Origin of the sequence: Streptomyces sp. CNQ085 (assembly GCF_022614595.1) — a bacterium.
In the GTDB taxonomy this organism is placed as follows: Bacteria; Actinomycetota; Actinomycetes; order Streptomycetales; family Streptomycetaceae; genus Streptomyces.
Window position 1 is genome coordinate 1 of the sequence record NZ_JAJFAU010000109.1, and the last position, 16,830, is coordinate 16,830.

12 protein-coding genes and 2 pseudogenes are annotated in these 16,830 nt (G+C 69.9%); 5 read left to right on the forward strand and 9 right to left on the reverse strand.

Translation table 11 applies throughout. From position 1 onward, the window contains the following. Positions 1 to 378: 378 nt before the first annotated feature. Both LJ221_RS17370 and LJ221_RS17375 read right to left on the reverse strand, forming a co-directional pair. A complete protein-coding gene (locus LJ221_RS17370) occupies positions 379 to 780 on the reverse strand; it encodes a hypothetical protein (RefSeq protein WP_241717648.1) in 402 nt (133 codons plus the stop codon). Between the two features lie 99 nt (positions 781 to 879). Continuing rightward, the gene (locus LJ221_RS17375) at positions 880 to 4,908 is read right to left on the reverse strand and encodes a GDSL-type esterase/lipase family protein (protein ID WP_241717649.1); all 4,029 of its coding nucleotides are present in this window, start codon (positions 4,906 to 4,908) and stop codon (positions 880 to 882) included. Between the two features lie 879 nt (positions 4,909 to 5,787). On the opposite strand from LJ221_RS17375, the pseudogene LJ221_RS17380 reads away from it, so the two are divergent. Continuing rightward, positions 5,788 to 5,967: pseudogene (locus LJ221_RS17380) on the forward strand (aldehyde dehydrogenase family protein); the annotation flags it as partial. Positions 5,968 to 6,235: 268 nt separating this feature from the next. Continuing rightward, positions 6,236 to 7,762 (forward strand): D-alanyl-D-alanine carboxypeptidase family protein, encoded by a 1,527-nt coding sequence (locus LJ221_RS17385; RefSeq protein WP_241717650.1) that lies wholly within the window; start codon positions 6,236 to 6,238, stop codon positions 7,760 to 7,762. A 248-nt stretch (positions 7,763 to 8,010) separates the two neighbouring features. Here the strand turns inward: LJ221_RS17385 and LJ221_RS17390 are convergent, their stop codons facing one another. Both LJ221_RS17390 and LJ221_RS17395 read right to left on the reverse strand, forming a co-directional pair. After that, the gene (locus tag LJ221_RS17390) at positions 8,011 to 9,642 is read right to left on the reverse strand and encodes a penicillin-binding transpeptidase domain-containing protein (RefSeq protein ID WP_241717657.1); all 1,632 of its coding nucleotides are present in this window, start codon (positions 9,640 to 9,642) and stop codon (positions 8,011 to 8,013) included. Positions 9,643 to 9,682: 40 nt separating this feature from the next. After that, on the reverse strand, positions 9,683 to 9,991 hold the full coding sequence (locus tag LJ221_RS17395) for a transposase (RefSeq protein WP_241717658.1): 309 nt from the start codon (positions 9,989 to 9,991) through the stop codon (positions 9,683 to 9,685). Positions 9,992 to 10,037: 46 nt separating this feature from the next. On the opposite strand from LJ221_RS17395, the gene LJ221_RS17400 reads away from it, so the two are divergent. Together LJ221_RS17400 and LJ221_RS17405 are read left to right on the forward strand one after the other, a co-directional pair. Continuing rightward, on the forward strand, positions 10,038 to 10,235 hold the full coding sequence (locus LJ221_RS17400) for a hypothetical protein (protein WP_241717651.1): 198 nt from the start codon (positions 10,038 to 10,040) through the stop codon (positions 10,233 to 10,235). Beyond that, complete coding sequence (locus LJ221_RS17405; protein ID WP_241717652.1) at positions 10,232 to 10,612, forward strand: transposase family protein; 381 nt, start codon at positions 10,232 to 10,234, stop codon at positions 10,610 to 10,612. The genes LJ221_RS17400 and LJ221_RS17405 overlap by 4 nt, the downstream gene beginning before the upstream one ends. Before the next feature lie 10 nt (positions 10,613 to 10,622). Here LJ221_RS17405 and LJ221_RS17410 read toward each other — a convergent pair whose 3' ends face one another. Next, complete coding sequence (locus LJ221_RS17410) at positions 10,623 to 11,405, reverse strand: SDR family NAD(P)-dependent oxidoreductase (protein ID WP_241717653.1); 783 nt, start codon at positions 11,403 to 11,405, stop codon at positions 10,623 to 10,625. Positions 11,406 to 11,492: 87 nt separating this feature from the next. Between LJ221_RS17410 and LJ221_RS17415 the strand changes: the two genes are divergently transcribed. After that, positions 11,493 to 12,344 (forward strand): helix-turn-helix transcriptional regulator, encoded by an 852-nt coding sequence (locus LJ221_RS17415; RefSeq protein WP_241717654.1) that lies wholly within the window; start codon positions 11,493 to 11,495, stop codon positions 12,342 to 12,344. A 51-nt stretch (positions 12,345 to 12,395) separates the two neighbouring features. On the opposite strand, the pseudogene LJ221_RS17420 reads toward LJ221_RS17415, so the two are convergent. The 4 genes and pseudogenes from LJ221_RS17420 to LJ221_RS17435 form a co-directional block, all read right to left on the reverse strand. Beyond that, positions 12,396 to 13,168 (reverse strand): annotated as a pseudogene (locus LJ221_RS17420) (transposase). Positions 13,169 to 13,872: 704 nt separating this feature from the next. After that, a complete protein-coding gene (locus LJ221_RS17425) occupies positions 13,873 to 14,478 on the reverse strand; it encodes a lytic polysaccharide monooxygenase (protein ID WP_241717659.1) in 606 nt (201 codons plus the stop codon). Between the two features lie 471 nt (positions 14,479 to 14,949). Further along, positions 14,950 to 15,705, reverse strand: coding sequence for an HAD family phosphatase (locus LJ221_RS17430; protein WP_241717655.1), 756 nt, complete (start codon positions 15,703 to 15,705; stop codon positions 14,950 to 14,952). Then, positions 15,695 to 16,830: acyl-CoA dehydrogenase family protein (locus LJ221_RS17435; protein ID WP_241717656.1), on the reverse strand; the 1,136-nt coding region annotated here is incomplete at its 5' end. The genes LJ221_RS17430 and LJ221_RS17435, both read right to left, overlap by 11 nt.

Here is a 16,830-nt window from a genome sequence, read left to right on the forward strand (position 1 = left end):
CAGAACCCTGGGAGCCGACAACATCGCCAAGACCACCCGCGCAATCCGCGACCAACCCGAACGAGCACTTCCACTCCTGGGCATCACCAACAACCCGGGAACCGAGGGAACTTGATCAAGCCCTGGCTGACGGGGCAGGATATTCCGTTTTCACTCACGTCACCCAATGGTCCAGACCAATGAAGGGCAAGGCGTCGTATTGGGTATCCTTCCGAATCGAGCTGGCTCAATCTCATCGATCCAACCGGCGCTCCGGGACATCTGCCCCAAACCCCGTCGAATCCCCTCCCCGAACATCGCCATCGCGGACGATTCGCCCACGGCGGCCAGGCCCCGGTACGGCACGGCCCCTCCCGGGCGGCTTCACATCCGTTCCGTTCACGCCCTGCCACCGCGGGCGGAACCGGGGTCGTAGGCGCCGAGGAGCGCGACCACCAGGACGAACGCGACCAGGACGGGTACGGGCATGAGCCCGCCACCCGGGCGGTCGACGTCGTCGACGTACACCAGGGAGACGCCGGCCCACAGCGGTGTGCCGAGGATCATCTGGAGCCAGGTGCGCCGTTCGCCGAGGAGGCGCATCCCGATCCACAGCACCAGGGGCATGAGTATCCACGTGGCGAGGACGGTGGCGCCGAATTCGAACAAACCGGCCCAGTCGTCCGGGTGGTCCGATTCCTGGCCGCGGGCCCACGCGAAACCGGCGTTCATCGTGAGGTGGCAGGCCGCTGTGGCGGTGATCGTGACCACGGCCGCTTTCAGGGTGCGTGTGCAATTCATGATCGTTCCAAAGTAAGGGAGCGGGCCTCCATCGTCGTTGCCCGGTGGAGGCCCGCTTCATGGTTTCCACGGCCGGTCGGGCCGTGGTGATCGTACGGTTCAGCCGAGGACGCGCTCCAGGGCGTCGGCGTAGAGCCGGGCCCCCGAGACCTTCGGGTGGAAGGACTTCATCGACGGCTGGACGCCGCCGTTGTCGTACGCCGCCTTGCCCGAGAGCACGATGCCGTTGATGGTCTCCGGGTCACCGCAGATGGCCTTGCCCTCGAACTCGGCGGCCGGGTCGACGAACCTCGCACCCGTCGCGGCGGCCGCGTTGCCCATCTCCTCCGCCAGGTGCGGGGCCACCTCCTCGTTCAGCCAGGGGGCTTCACCGGTGCCGATGCCCGGAATGCACTGGCCGTTGCCGCTGAGCAGCGGCGGGTAGCCGACCAGGACGATCTCCGCGTTCGGCGCCCTGGCCTCGATCTGGTTCAGCACCTTGATGATGCGTGGCTTGACCTGGTTGGTGATCCAGTCCGGAAGGAAGTCCTTGAGCGGGCCGGTCATCTCACCGGTCTTCTCCCCGGTGTCCGGGTCGACCTTCTCGATCTCCGCGTCCTGGCACAACTTCAGCCCGGCCGCGTAGACGCACTCCTGGATGACGGGAGTGAACAGCGAGTCGTTGCCTCCGATGGCGATGGTGACCATGCTGGTGTGCTGGTCGAGGTAGCCGAGGTCCACCTGCGGCAGGGAGTCGCTGTTGTACTGCGTCCTCCCTCCGGACCAGATGTTGTAGGTGCGGGCTCCCGAACAGGCGATGAAGGACAGGTCGATGTCGCCGTACCGGTCGGCGACCGCACCGATGGACTCCGAGCGGCCGGGCAGCTTCGCCTGGCGGACCCAGGCGTGCCGGGACCTGTGGCAGCCGTTGCCGATCTCCGAGCCGGTGTCCTCCCGGTAGTCCGTCTCCGGGTAGTAGCTGTCGCCTCCCTCCGGTGACGCGCCCTCGCCGGAGGCGAAGGAGTCACCGAGGCCGACCACGTGTGTGGGCTTGGAGCCCAGCGGCTGGAAGGCGACGGCGTCCCAGGCGATGTCCCGGCCGTCCTCCTGGGTGATGTTCGACAGGGACACCGTGCCCCGGCCGGTGAAGTTGAACGTGCCCAGGGAGCGCCACTCGTTGGAGCGGATGCGCTGCGGCGCCACGCGGTGCGGCGAGTCGGAGTCGGTGCCGGAGACCGTGTACTTCGCCTGCTGGGAGCGGGCGGCGATGCTGGGCATGTGGACCAGGACGCGGGTCCAGCCGGAGACGGAGGTGGGTGCGGTCCAGGTCCCGGTGACCTTCATGCGGTTCGCATTGGCGTCTCCCGGTTTGAGCGTGGTGCTGAACCACAGGTGGTTTCCGCGGCCGGCACCGATCTGGTGGGTGTTCATCCGGCCGGACGCGGTGGCGAAGTCGAAGTCGAACGTGCCGCCGCTGGAGGCGGACGACGAGCAGCGCCGTGCGTCACTGCCTGCCAGTTGCGTACCGCTGTTGACGTTGTCGACGACCACGGTGCCGCTGGGGAGACCGTCCGAGCAGCGGGGCGGATGCGCGTTGCCGTCCGCCTCCTCCGGGTAGGTGTTGTCGAACCGGAACAGCTCGTACCCGCAGTGGCCGGCGTCGCAGTTCTTCCACTCCACGCTCTGGTTCCACCAGCACCTCCAGTCGTCGCGCTGGCACGGTCCCGTGGCGGGCGAGTCGTTGGACGCGCCCTCACCGATCTTGGAGGGGTCGCACTCGTTGCTGCCGCCGCAGAACAGGTCGGCCGGGGGCTTGACGGTCGTACGGTAGAGGCTGTGGTTCCACCAGGCGGCACGGTAGCCGTGGACCATCTTGCCGGGCTCCTCCAGGGCCTCCAGCGGGCGGGCCGCCCAGCCGAGGACCTTCTCCGGGTAGGGCCAGAACTGCGGCTCCGCGGCGTGGCTGTAGTCGTCACCGCCGGCCGAGTTCTCCAGGAACGGCGTGCGGTTGGGCCGGTAGTTGGGGTTGGCTGGGTTGTTCGCCCAGCCCACGCCCCACTTGCCGGCGTTGCTCCCCGCCGCCGACTCCGGGTAGAAGCCGGAGTTGTAGGCCCACAGGGCGAAGAACCAGTTCTCCAGGCTGGACGGATCACCGTTGTTGACGGTCATCCCCGCGTTGCGGGTCTGATTCCACTTCTCGGCCAGGATGTTCACGCCGGCCGCGACGTTCGCGGTGTAGTCCAGTGCGACCGCCTCCTGGTAGGCCCGCGGCATGGAGGGCCTGACCGAGCCGTCCTCGTACGGCTTGCCGGGCAGGCGCATCCCGTCGGTGACCTGCGTGATGCCGTAGCCGCAGTCGGCTGCCCGCCAGTTGATGGCCCACGGGTCGTCCACCTCGCCGTGCGCGTCGTGCACGAGCCCGTAGTAGTTGCCGATCAGGCTGTTGGCGGTGGTGCCGGGCGCCGCGTAGCGGGTGGCCTGCCACATGTTGGATTCCTGGGCGGTGATGCCGAGGAACACCTGGGCCGGGATGCGTCCGCCGCCGGAGAGCGGCGTCAGCCCGCCGACCAGGGCCTGCGGGCTGTAGGAGCCCATGCCCATGTTCTTCCAGTCGGCGGACCGGCGTACGTGCTGGTCGAGGGTCCCCTCGATCGCACGGTTCACGGCCCACTCGATCTGGCGGGGCTTCGGCTGGAACGCCTGCTTCTCCGGGTTGCCGCGCTCGACCGCACACGTGCGGACGCTCTCGGGCTCCGCGATGGAGGTCACGGAGGCGGCGTTCACGTCCGACGCCGCCGAAACGCCGGGGGCCGACGGTCCGGTCCGCGTCTGCGTACCGGGGCTCCTGCCGGTGGCGGAGGGGGAGACGCCGGCGCCCTCGGCCGGGTCCTTGTTGAGGGAGGCACCTTCGGGGTGGGCCTCCATCACCTGCTCGTTGCCCGTCGGGAGGTGGTGCAGACGGATCTTCGCCGTCCGGGCGCTGTCGTACTCCTGCGCACGGATGCGGTGGTCCCCGCCATCCGCCCAGGCGGAGTTGGTCGCCGCGCGGCCCTTGGTGGAGGCGACGGCGTCCTTCTCGATGCCGCCGGGGTTCCGGACGCCCTTGGGCAGGGTACCCACCGTCCTCGCCTTGCCGGTGACGATCGCGGTGCCGTCGGCGCTGCGGGTGAGGTCGAAGTCGGTGAGGTCGCCCTCCGCCAGCACCCTGGCCCTGCCGCCTCCGGGCGGGAGGTACTTGACCCTGGACGTGGACCTGACGGCGCCCGGCTGCCCGTCCGCGCCCCGCGAGCCCGTCCTCGTGCGCTGCCGGTCGAGGTAGGCGACACCGCCCTCGGCGGTCAGCGAGAGGTTGAACGGCACGTTGTCCGTTCTCGTCAGGAGCTCGGTCCTGCCGTTCGCCCCGACCTTCACGACCGCGTTGCCCTGCGCCGCGACGATGCCGCGCTTGGTGGGTATGGCCGAGGTCACCTGCCCCTGGGCCGTGACCGGCCTGGAGGTCCTGCCGGTACGGGCGTCCACGGTGATCAGGCGGGTCTCGTTCTTGTCCGGCGTCGTCCTCTCGTCCGTGAACTGTGAGATGACGCCCTTGTCACCGGCGCCGCAGCCGGGGGAGAAGTAGGCGAGGCTGGCCTGGTACGGCAGCTTCCTGACCTCACCGCTCGTCAGGTCGACGGCGGCGGTGAAGGCGCCCCGCGCCATCAGTTCCTGCTCGTTGGTGAACGTGCGCGGCGCGTAGGCGACCAGTGCGTGCTTGCCGGACTCGGTGACACACGCGTTGCCGATCCACGTGTCGGTGTCGAGGAAGCCGGGCTCCACCAGCGTCGCGGCGGTCTTCCACCGGTAGCCCTCGGCCTCCTCGGCGACGAGCAGGTGGAAGCCGGTCGCGTCACCGGTCGTGGTCCAGGCCAGGTCGTCGGAACTCCTGTAGCCGGAGCCGAGGATCTTACCGCGCTGGTCGGCCGGGACGCGGTCCTTGTTCCCCTCCCTGTCCTTCGCGGCCTTCGGCTGCGGCGTGTCGCTCCACCCCGACACCGCTCTGTCGGGCTTGTCCTCTGCCAGGGCCGGTGTGGCGGTACCGAGCGCGACCGCCGAGGCGACAGCGCAGGTGAGCGGTACACGCGCGGGTCTGAGAAACCGGCGCAGACGCATCAGGGGCTCTCCTTGGGTTGTCGGGTGCGGCGGAAGGCCATCCGCCGCCGGCCGCCTTTCCCACGCGCGCCGGGAGGGACGCGGCGAGGCGGGGGGCTGTGTCCCCGCGGGCCGAGCGGGGCTCGCCGTCAGGTCTGGTCGTTGTCGTCGACAATGCAGGGCTGATCAATTCCGAGCCGCGCTGACACGAAAAGGAGAAGAGGTCGAGATAACTCGCCCCCGTGACGGCTTCGACAAGCCGGCTTCCCTAACTCGTGGGGAGGTCGACCACCAGGTCGTAGCCGTCCACAAGAACGTGACACCCAAGCGCACCGTGCACGTCCCCTGCTTTCAGGGGTGCCGCCTTCGAGGGGATGGGGCCGAACCGGGGTTCTTGTGCGTTCATGGCGAGGACTCCTATGGAGCAGCACGGCTTGGCAGAACGGTCGAACACAGTCCGGACACCACGTGAACCGAGACGCGGGGCACCGGCTACAGCGTTCAAATGGTTCCGGGACACCTGGTGAATCGCCGCGGGAGCACTACAGCGAGAACCCCAGGGGCATCCCGGCGGTACATGTTGCCCTGCGCTTCTCTTGGAACCCTCTTCCGGCTCTCTTCGTGATTTCTGGAAGACAACGGAGAAAACCCACCGAAGACAACGCGTCGGATGCTGCCGTACTTCACACCGATCAATACGGATGCCTCTCTTTACTGAACTCCGCGGGAGATCACGACATGGGCGTTGCCGACCGGGAAGGCGCCCGCGGCCGCATGGTGCTCGACCGCGCCTTCGTCAACCTCAGCACCGGTTCGGGCGGTCCGCTGATCAACGAGGACGCGTACACCAGGAGGCGCCGGGTACTCGACCGTGCGGTCGGGGCCGAGCGGTTCCCGGCCGTCAACGTCGACATCGGCACCTCGGGGGCGGAGATCGGCGGCGCGTCCGGTGGCGAGAGGGAGACCGGCGGCCGTGAGTCCGGTTCGGACGCCTGGCGGGCCTACATGCGCCGCGCGACCAACACGGTGAACCACCCGGGGCGGGTAACCCTTGCCCAGGGTGTGGACTTCTCCGCCTGAGAGAGGAGTTCGTCCTGACCCACCGTGGTGCGGCCCGACCCCCCGCAAGTCCCCGGGGAATCGACCGGCCGGCCCGAATACACCGGGCCGGAGAACGGCGAACGGCGAACGGCATGGACCGAATCGGGCCTTTTCGGCGGAGTGGGGAGAAACGGGCCGCCGCGGCGGCGTGAGCGCGGCGGTGTTCCGCGCATTAATGTTGGAGCCGATGAGAAAAGACATATCAGCGACCGGGTGCCACGACGCACCCGGTCGTGACGGATCGCGGGTGGAAGCCGTCGAGCCACCCGAGCAGAAGGACCCGCCGGCAGAGGCCGCGGAAGCAGGGCCGGCGGGCGGAAAGAACACCGACCGGGCGGCCGATCCCGACTCCGCGGTGACGAGAGGGTTAGCGGATGCCCCGTCGAGCCCTGCCGCGCCGACGGGCGACGGCGGCGGTTTCACGGGCCCTCCCGGCACGGACACGCACACGGCCGCCCGCCGCACGGCCGAGGAGGACCGGGACGACACCGACGGCGCGGCGGCCGGAGGGCGCACCGAGACGACCGCCGCGCCCGGGTTCAGGATCTGGGCCCTGCTCGCGGCGCTCCTGGGGCTCGCCGTGGTGGCCGCGGTGGCCGTACAGGTACAGCGCCCGCTTCCCCGGCCGGCCTTCACCCTCGGTGAGGCCGTATCCGTCGCCCCGGCCGGAGACAACGAATTCTCCTTCCCCTGGCCAGAGGAAGGGCAGGCCGCCGTCGCGGTCGAGGGCCTGGGCACCGTGGGAACCTTCGGGAGACAGCAGCCCGTTCCGACGGCGAGCATCGCCAAGATCATGACGGCCTACGTGATCCTGAGCGAGCACCCTCTGGAGAGGGGCGAGAAGGGTCCCGGCATCAAGGTCGACGCCCAGACGGTGGAAGACGGCAAGTCCGTGCACGAATCGCGCATCACGGGACTGGAGGCGGGTCAGACCTTCAGCCAGCGGGACATGCTGAAGATGCTGATGATCCCGTCCGGGAACAACATCGCCCGGCTGCTGGCCCGCTGGGACACCCGCTCCCCGGACGAGGCCGCGTTCGTCGGCAAGATGAACGACGCCGCCAAGGCACTCGGTATGGAGAACACCACCTACACCGACCCCAGCGGCCTGGACGAGGGAACCGTCAGCACCGCGGTCGACCAGCTCAAACTGGCTCACGCGGTCATGAAGTTCGACGTCTTCCGCGAGGTCGTCGCCCTGCCTCATGCCGACATCGAGGGTCATGGGCGCATCCACAACAACAACGACCGCCTGCTCCTGGCCGGGGTCGGCATCAGGGGCATCAAGACCGGCTCCAACACACCGGCCGGCGGCACACTGGTCTGGGCGGCGTACAAGACCGTGGGCGGCAAGGACCGGCTGATCCTCGGCGCGGTGATGGCCCAGCGCGTCACCGGGCCGGACCCGAACGGCGCCAACAGCCTCGTCCTGGCGCAGGACAACAGCAGGAAGATCGTCGAGGCGGTGCGCGAAGCGCTCGCCTCGACCACCGTGATCAGGAAAAGGCACGTCGTCGGCCATGTCGACGACGGGTTCGGCCGCCGGACTCCGGTCGTGGCCACCCGGGACCTCACCGCGGTCACGCTCCCCGGCCTGGCGCCCGAGTTCACCTTCGACGACGGTGAAAGGAACCTCGCCCACTCGGCGCAGGCCGGCACCGTGGTCGGCGAACTGACCGCGGACATCGGAGGCGAGGAGCACAAGGTGCCGGTCGTCCTCGAGGAGGACCTCACCGAGCCCTCCTTCGGCGAGAAGCTCACCCGCACCGGGTGAGCCCCGGGGGGCTGGGCCCGGTGTGTTCGCGTTCCTCGGCCGTCCGCCGGTGATGACCCTGATGACGCGGTGCCGTGGAGCGCCGGAACGCGTGGAGGCCGATGACGGCCCCGGCACCGGTGGATGGTGGCCTCCACCGTCCACCGGACGCGGTCGTCCCCGTCCGCGCGGCTCTCCGCGCCCGCCCCGCCCCGGACCGGACACGGCGGCCCGTGTCCGGGGCGGGGCGGGCGCTGAAGGCAGGCGGCTCAGCCGAGGTTCCGGAGGAACTTCGCGGCGACGGGGCCCGCGTCCGTACCCCCGGATCCGCCGTCCTCCAGCAGCACCGCCCAGGCCAGATCGCTGTCCCCCTGGAAACCGATCATCCACGCGTGCGTACGCGGCGGGTCCTCATTGCCGAACTCGGCCGTACCGGTCTTGGCATGGGGTTGGCCGGGGACGTTCCTCAGCTCCGCTCCCGCTCCCTCGGTGACCGTCGCCCGCATCATCATGCGCAGCTCGGAGACCACCGCCGGGTCCAGCGCTTCCGGCGCCTCATGCTTCTCCTTCACCGCGTCCGGCACCAGAACCGGCTGCCTGAACTCACCCCCCTTGACCGTCGCCGCGACCGAGGCCATCACTAGCGGGGACGCCTCGACGCGTGCCTGGCCGATCATGGACGCGGCCTTCTCGTTCTCGTTCTCGGGGACCGGGACCGCACCGTCGAAGGTCACGTCGCCCACGTCCCACACTCCACCGATCCCGAAAGACCGGGCCGTGTCCCGGAGGGTTGAATCCGACATCTCCTCTCGCGCGTTGATGAAGAAGGTGTTGCACGACTCGGCGAAGGAATTCTTGAAGCTGGAACCCTCCGGCAGCGTGAACTGGTCCTGGTTCTCGAAGCGCTGGCCGTTGACGTGGGCGAATTTGGGGCAGTCCGCGACGTCCTCGGGACGCATACCCGTCTTCAGCAGCGCGGCGGTGGTGACCACCTTGAAAGTAGATCCCGGCGCGTAGCGACCCGCCAGCGCGCGGTTCATGCCACCCGGAACGTTCGCGGCGGCCAGGATTCGGCCACTGCTCGGAGCTATGGCGACGATGGCGGCGTTCTTGTCCACACCTTCCAGCGCTTCGGCGGCCGCGACCTGGACGTCCGGATCAATAGTGGTCTCGACCGGCTCGCCCCGGCGGCCCTTCTCCTCACCGAGCCGCTTCACCGCACGGCCTGAGTCCCGGTCCGCGACCACCACCGACTTCGTTCCGCCGCCGCCCCCCGTGAGCTGCTCGTCATAGCGGCCCTGGAGCCCCGAAACACCCTTCCCGCTCTCCGGGTCGACGGCGCCCGTCAGGGACGACGCCTGGAGCTCGGCGCCGGTCGAGTCGAGGATCTTCGCGCGTTCCCGGGACTGCAGAGCCAGGGTCTGCCCGTGCTTCATCTCCGGGTGGATCATGGGCGTGGTGAACTCCACCTCCCACTCCTCGTCCTTTTTCTTCAGGACCATGGCGCTTGATTTCCATGCGTACTCACCCACACCGGGAATCCGCATTTCCACCCTGAAGGGAACCTTCACCTCCTCCCCCACTCGTTCGGCATCACCGTCAACGGCGATTCCAGTCGCCGCCGGCTTCAGATTCGTCAACACCGAGTTGATGAGCGATTCGGCGGCGTCCGGGGTATCCGTGTGAGAAGCGGCTTCGTCGGCCTTCCCGGCCTCCCATGCCGCGAGGAACTCCTCCACCCGGTCAGTGGCCGCCGCCATCTCCGCATCGCCGTCGTCGCCCCACGCGTTGTACGCCCAGTAACCGGCACCGGCCACAATGGCGACCACGACTAAAATCCCGAGGGCCGGACGTCGGCGCGCAGACCGTCTCCTCCGCGGAAATTGAACCTCGTGTGTCATGCCTGCATTGTAGGAGCTACTGACCAGAAACTCTTTGGGTTCACTCGTCGAGGATGTAGCGGACGTGTGGGCCGCCGAGGTGTCCGCGCACGATGCGGGGCCGGCGTTGCCGGCGGTGGAAGAACCTGCGGGTACCCGCGGCGAGTTCGGCCTGGGTCCTGGCTCGGTGGGTGTGGGGCAGACTGCGTTTGAGGTCGTCATTGACCAGCTCGTCCGGGTTCAGCCCGGAGGAGTACGAGGGCAGGAATTGCGGCTCGACCTGGTCCTTGTGGTCGGCGAGCCAGGATCGGCCAGCTCTCGAGCGGTGGGTCGGGTGCCGGTCGACGGTCCCCTGTCTGCCAGACTCCAGTGAGCTTCTTCAGGACGGTCACCGATCGGGTGACGAGCCAAGGGCCGTGACGGGCGAGGCCCCCGCCCACGCCTACGTACACAACGTGACCGCCCTCCTGGCCGCCCGCGCCCCGTCCTTGCTGCGCGCCCTGCGACAGGGCCAGGCCGCGGACTACGTCCTGGTGGAGGCGCCCTCGCCCAGTGCGACCGCGTCGGGGACGGCGAAGGCGACTACTCCGGCAAGGCCGGACGGCACGGCGTGAACATCCAGGCCGTCACCGATCCGGTCGGCGAGCCGATCTGGCACTCACCGGCCCTGCCCGGCCGGACCGTGGACATCACCGCGGCCCGCACCCACCGCATCATCACCGCCTGTCAAATGCTGCGGATCCCAGCCCCGGCGGACAAGGCCGACGAAGGAGCCGGCGGCACCTTCTGCACCCCGTTCAAACGGCACTGCGGACGCGACCTCACCGTGTATCAGAAGTCCGTCAACCGTGCACACACCCGACTGCGCAGCCCCGTCGAGCGCGCCCTCGCCCAGCTCAAACAGTGGCGCATCTTCCGACACGCCCGCTGCAGCCCCAACCGCCTGACGTCAATCGTCCAAGCCGTCCTCACCCTGGAGCAGCACCGCTGAAGAAGCTCGTTCAGGCGCCCGCGCCGCCGTCGACGGGCACGATCGCGCCGGTCACCATCGAGGCCCGGTCGCTGAGCAGCCACGCGGCCACTTCGGCGACCTCGCGGGGCTCGGCCATGCGGCCGAGTGGGGTCGCCGCGTTAATGCGCTCGATGACGCCCGGGGATACCGCCTCCCACGTGTCGATCATCTCCGTCGCGGTGCCGCCCGGCGTGATGCCGTTCACCCGGATGCCCTGAGGGCCCCAGGTCACGGCCGCGGTCTCGGTGATGCTGTTGAGCGCGCGCTTCATGGCGCCGTAAGCGGGGAGGGCGGGGTTGGCTCGGCGGCTTCCGATGCTCGAGGTGTTGACGATCGCCCCGCCACCGTTCCGTCGCATGAGTGCGGCCTCGACGGTCATGGCAGTCCAGTGCGAACGGAAGTTCACGGCGAACTGCTCGTCGATGTCGTCGTCGCTCGTGGTGTCGAGCGGGCCGGGCTGTTGGATCGCCGCGCCGTTGTTGAAGGCGCCGTCGAGCCGCCCGTGCAGCTCCTCGACGCGGTCGACCGCCTCGCGGACGCTCGTGCGGTCGGCGAGGTCCAGGGTGACGGCGTCGGCGACGCCGCCGTCGGCGCGGACCTCGGTGACGATGCGGTCGAGGGCGTCCGTGCTGCGGGCTCCGAGCACGACGGCGGCACCCTCGGAGGCGAAGAGCCGGGCCGCGGCCGCCCCGATGCCGCGGCTGGCGCCGGTGATGAACACGACCTTGCCGGTGAGCAGGCCGATGGGTGCGATGTCAATGCTGTTCGTCATGACGACAGTGTCAGGCCGGGCTCCAGGCCGGATGCAGGCACAGGCAGTACCAGGATCCGCACGCCGCGCGGCGTGCACACTTGGGGGATGGACAAGCAGGAGCTCGGGGCGTTCCTCCGTAGCCGTCGCGAACGGCTCCGGCCGGAGGACGTCGGCCTCCCCTCGGGTTCACGACGCCGGACACCGGGTCTCCGCCGGGAGGAGGTCGCGGTCCTCGCGCACATCTCCACGGAGTACTACGTCCGGCTCGAACAGGGCAGGGCGCCGCGGCCGTCGGGCGAGGTCCTCGCCGGGATCGCAGGCGCACTGCAGCTCACAGAAGCCGAGTCCGACCACCTCCACGTCCTCGCGGGTACCGCGCCGACCCGTACCCGGCTGCACCGGCGCGACGTCCGCCCGAGCATCCTCGCGCTCCTCGAGCGGCTGCCGCAGACGGCCGCTTTGGTCATGTCCGCCACGTTCGAGGTACTCGCATGGAATGACCTCGCGGCCGCACTCATGGAGAACTTCGCCGGACTCACTCCAGAGGACCGCAATCTCGCGCGCCGGGCATTCCTCGGGCCGGAGCGACCTGACACGGCGCTGTACGGGATCTCTGACGCGGCCGAGTTCCGGCGCCAGGTAGTCATGGAACTCCGTGCCACCCTCGCCCGCTACCCGACGGATCCCGCGGTGACCGGCCTCGTCGACGAACTCCGCGACGCCAGCCCCGAGTTCGCCCGGCTCTGGGAGCGGCACGACGTGCAGGCGGCGCCGATGCTCACGAAGACCTTCCGCCACCCGGTCGTCGGGGAGATCACCGTCGACTGCGACTCGCTCACGCTCACGGACCGCGACCAGCACCTCGTGCTCTACAGCGCACCGCCAGGATCCCCTGGCGCCGAGGCTCTGGCACTGCTGAATGTACTTGGCACCGAGGTTGGTGATTATCTGCGGTAGGGTTGTCCCGTAAATGGCTGCTGACGTGCCCGGTGACCTGCCTGTCTCCCGTTACCCGGCGAGGGTGAGGTTGTGGAGGCGGGCGATGCCGAGCATGGCGTGGTGAACGCCGTCGCCCTTGAGGCGGCAGTCGCGGAGGATCTTCCAGCCCTTCATGCGGGCGAAGGTGTGCTCGACGCGGGCACGCACCCGGCGATGTGAGGTGTTGTGCTCCTCTTTCCAAGCAAGCAGCTCCTCCCCCTTGCGCCGGCGGTGCGGGATGACCAGGCCGGTGCCCCGGTAGCCGCCGTCGGCGATCACCGCAGGGGGGTGCCCACGGCGTCCTTGGTGCCGGGGATCTCCCACGCCTTGCAGCCGTTGCGGTTGCCGAGCACCGGCCGCCCGACGGCGACGACGAGCCGGGTGTCGGCGTCGATGACGACCTGGTGGTCTGTGGAGTACCGGTAGTTCTTGGACTGATCGGCGATGGTGTGGTCGCGGGTGGGCACCAGCGTGCCGTCCACGATGAGCGCGGTGTCCTTGCGGTACCGCTTGCGGGGCTGGAGCGCGAGCGCCGGTCCGAGGTGGGCGATGATCCGGTCGGCGGCCGACGTGGAGATCCCGAAGAGCGGCGCGAGTTGGCGCAGGGTGAGGTTGGTGCGCCAGTACGCGGCGACCAGCAGCACCCGGTCCTGAAGCAGCAGCGACCACGGTCGGCCCCTACGGACCGGGTCGGCGCCCTCGCGCCGCAGCGCGGTGACGAGCTTGGCGAACTGCCGCGGGCTCAGCCCGGTGAACGGGGCTGTCCAGGACGGCTCCGACGCCGTGATCACACCAGACCACAGGGTCTGTCAAACGTTCGGCTCTGTCTCACATTCGGTGGTAACAGAGCGCGAGAACTGGGCGCCACCGCCTCACAGGAAGTGCATCCGGTGCTCTGACCTCGACACTCCGCAGCAGACAGCAGCACATCGAAGACGCCGAAGTTGTCGCGCCGGCCTCTCACGGAGAGGAGCCCACCTGTCGGCCGCGGCCGGAGAACGACTGTCACGATGCGCTTACCTGCGATTTCTGAGCGATGACCTGTCCACCATCCCGTGACTGGCTGTCACCACCGAACGTGAGACAGAGCCGAACGTTTGACAGTCCCGGCCCGGGCTCGGCCGACGGCCCTCCCGCGGCGTGGTGATGGTCTCGGCCGCGCGGGTGGTGCCGAGCAGCAGCGGCGAGCCAGCGGCGGCGGCGGCGAGGGTCGGACCACCCGCGCGGGACAGGAAGTTCCTGCGGCCGGATCCGGGTGGGTGGGGCGTGTTCCGGGAGGCTGACGGCGCCGAGGATTCTTCTCCACGGTCGTCGGGTGCCGGAGTCGTACGACGGGACGGTGCGGAGCCGGCTGCCGCGAGATCGGGTGTGTTCACCCCGGAAGCGCGGGAAGCCCCGTCGGGGCAGGGTGACCAAAGGGGTCCCCTGCCCTGGCGGGGCTCGGTCGGCCGGGCGGCGGGTTACCGGTGCCCGACCGGGGTCGGTGCCGTGTGCGGCGCTCTCCGGCTCAGCCGAAGTTCACGTCGCTGCACCACATGTAGGCCTGGTCGAGGTGCGATGCCTGCCAGATCACGAACAGGATGTGGTGTCCGGTGTAGCCGGAGGTGTTGACGTTGAAGCTGATGTTCTGCGCCGGGGCGAAGCGGCCGGTCTGCGTGATGAAGTCGAGGTTGCCCCATCCCAGGGTCTGGGTCCTGGGGTTGAAGCCCTGCTTGCTCACGTAGACCCTGAAGTAGTCGGCACCGTGGGACGCCTGGTCGTACAGCTGGACGGTGAAGTTGTTGCTGACGTTGGTCGTCTTCCACTGCCCGGGCCTGTTCAGGCTGGCGTTCCTCGAGAGGTTGTTGCTGCAGAGCGTCCCGTCGGGGGTCCGCGCCTGGAACTGGCCGCCGAGGCCGTCGCGGAGCGCGCTCATCCAGTTCCACATGGTGTCAGGGTTGGCCTGGAACGCCTGATAACACATGGGATCTTGGGTCCGCATGGCCGGGTCCGTGTGGTTGCTGCCCCAGGTCTTCCAGCACTGGTACGCGCGGGAGGCGGGGTTGACGATGGTGCCGTGAGCCTGGGCGGGGACCGTCCAGGTCAGTGCGCCGACAACCACGGCGAACAGCATGACGAGCATCTGGAGAGGACGGCGGATGACCGACCGGGTACGCCCGGTTAACGGGCTCTGGTTGCGCATGTGGGGGGAACTCCTTCCATCCGCGAAGCACCATGGGAGCGCTCCCGACGCTACGACTTCCGAATGAAATGTCAATGACAAAATAGAGCCGATCGCAGAGGTGGGCGGCGACGGCCTCCTCTCCGGTGACACCGGAAAGAACGCCCTCGGAGGCGGACCTGGCCGCGACATCGCCCTCCCGCAAGCACGCTCCCATACCTCCAAGGCCCTGGCCCGCGGCGCGAACGGCGTCGCTGACGCCGCGCCGCGTGGAGTGCCGACCTCCCGTCTGGCACTGCTTCCTCCGGAACCTCACGCTCCAGTCCCCAGTCGTCCAACCACAAGGGGAAGCTCCAGCCCGAGCGCGCCCGCGGGGGAGGGGGCACCTCCAGGTGATCCGCCCCGGCTGTCGGTCCGCCGCGGTCACCCGCCTGCGTCGGTCCCGGCGGAGGGTGTTGGCACGGTGGTGTGGGTCCCGTCCGGGGCGACCATCACCGCGTGCCCCACGCTGTGGAGCATGGGCAGGTCGGAGGGGTGGTCGCCGTAGGCCCAGCAGTCGGCCGGGTCGATGTCGGGATGGCGGGCGAGGAGCCGGCGCACCAGGGTGCGCTTGCCCTCGCCGATGGCCGGGGAGCCGATCAGTTCGCCGGTGAACAGCGGCCCTCGGCGTTCGAGTCCCGCGCCGAGGGCGAACCGCGCCCCGACCGCCTCGGCGATGACGGCCAGCAGCGGCGGGAAGGTGCCGGAGACCAGGGCGACGGACGCGCCTTCGGCCCGGTGCCGGCGCAGCGCGGCCAGTGTGGTGGGGAGATAGAAGCCGTCGGCCCGGCTGTGCTCCTCGTACCACCGGCGGGCCGCGGCCTCGGCCTCCGCGGCCGGGCAGCCCCGGAAGGCCCGGTGGAAACGGCGGTTGCCCTCCTCGCGGGGCAGACCGGCCAGTGCGCCGAGCAGTTCGCCGGCCCGGCGCGCTCCGTCCGGGCCGTGCATCCGCACGAAGTGGTCATGGAGGAAGTCCGGTCCGCTCTTGCGGCCGATCAGCGTCTCGTCCACGTCGAAGAACACCAGCCTGCGGGGGCCCTCGGAGCGCGCCCGCGCGGCGGGGCGGGAGTGCCCGGGGCGGGCAGACCGCGCAGTGGGGCGCGGGGACCGGTTGCGCCCGCTGCGGATGTCAGTGGACACCGGCGACCACCTCCGCCGGTGCGGAGTGCGCCGTGAACCGGGTCGCGGCGGCCTGCTCGCGACGGTCCTCGAATTCGGCGAACACCGAGTCGGCGTACAGGGCCGCCGCGGTCTCCCGGCGCACGGCCTGGTGCGCGGCCATCACGTGGACATCGCGCCAGATGCGCTCCAGCGGGCCGGGTCCGCCGCACGCGTGGGTCCCGGCCGCGCGGAACAACCGCTCCACGGCGGTCACCAGGTGCTGTGCGGCAGCCGCCGCGATACGGCGGTTGCGGGCCACGTCCCGCTCGGTGCGGGTGCCCGAGTCGGCCCGCAGCGCCGCGTCCCCCAGCAGCAGTCCGGCGGCCTCGATGTCGTCGGCCGACTGTGCCAGCGTCAGCTGGAGCATGGCGCGCTCCGAGGACCCGCCGACTCCCCTGCGCGCGGCCCACGCGGTCCACTCCCGCAGGGCGTGGCGGGCCGCCCCGAGGGCGGGCGCACACAGCAGCAGTCCCGTCCCCAGGTGCGCCGGGGCGGTGTGGCAGCGGGACCGTCCGGGCCCGGGAGAGCCCGCCAGCACGTCCGACAGCGAGCAGGTGCGGTGCTCGGAGACCACCACCGGGCCGTCGAGGACAGCGGTGTGGCTGCCGGTGGCGCGCATTCCGGTGCTGCGCCACGTCTCCCGTACGTGGATCTCGGCGGCGGGGACGGCGAAGAGCCGGCACCGGCCGTCGGGTAACCGCGGTTCTTCCGGCTCCGGGGCGGCGAGCAACAGCCAGTCCGCGTCCGCGACACCGCTGACACACTCCCAGGTGCCGCTGAGCAGCCAGCCACCGGAGCAGCGGGCGGCCGAGCCCGAGGGCCGCAGTCCGGCGGCGATCCGCACATCGGGGGATCGGCCCCACAGGTCGAGCTGCCCCTCGAGGGGCAGGTGGGCGGCGTATCTGCCGTGGGTCGCCCACAGGGCGGCGCACCACGCGGCGGACGCACACCCCTCGCCGACGGCCGCCACCTCGGCGAGGAGGTCGCTGAAGGTTCCCTCGGTACCGTGCCAGTTTCCGGGCACGAAGTGACGGGCGAAGCCGGCGCGGGTCAGCTGCTCGACGGTCTCCGCGGGCAGCCGGCCGGCGGCGTCCGCCGTCGGCG

Bases quoted from the DNA above. Each gene is read 5' to 3' on its own strand.
- LJ221_RS17370 (WP_241717648.1), bottom strand. From the start codon at position 780: ATGAATTGCACACGCACCCTGAAAGCGGCCGTGGTCACGATCACCGCC.
- LJ221_RS17375 (WP_241717649.1), bottom strand. From the start codon at position 4,908: ATGCGTCTGCGCCGGTTTCTCAGACCCGCGCGTGTACCGCTCACCTGC.
- LJ221_RS17390 (WP_241717657.1), bottom strand. From the start codon at position 9,642: ATGACACACGAGGTTCAATTTCCGCGGAGGAGACGGTCTGCGCGCCGA.
- LJ221_RS17410 (WP_241717653.1), bottom strand. From the start codon at position 11,405: ATGACGAACAGCATTGACATCGCACCCATCGGCCTGCTCACCGGCAAG.
- LJ221_RS17415 (WP_241717654.1), top strand. From the start codon at position 11,493: ATGGACAAGCAGGAGCTCGGGGCGTTCCTCCGTAGCCGTCGCGAACGG.
- LJ221_RS17425 (WP_241717659.1), bottom strand. From the start codon at position 14,478: ATGCTGTTCGCCGTGGTTGTCGGCGCACTGACCTGGACGGTCCCCGCC.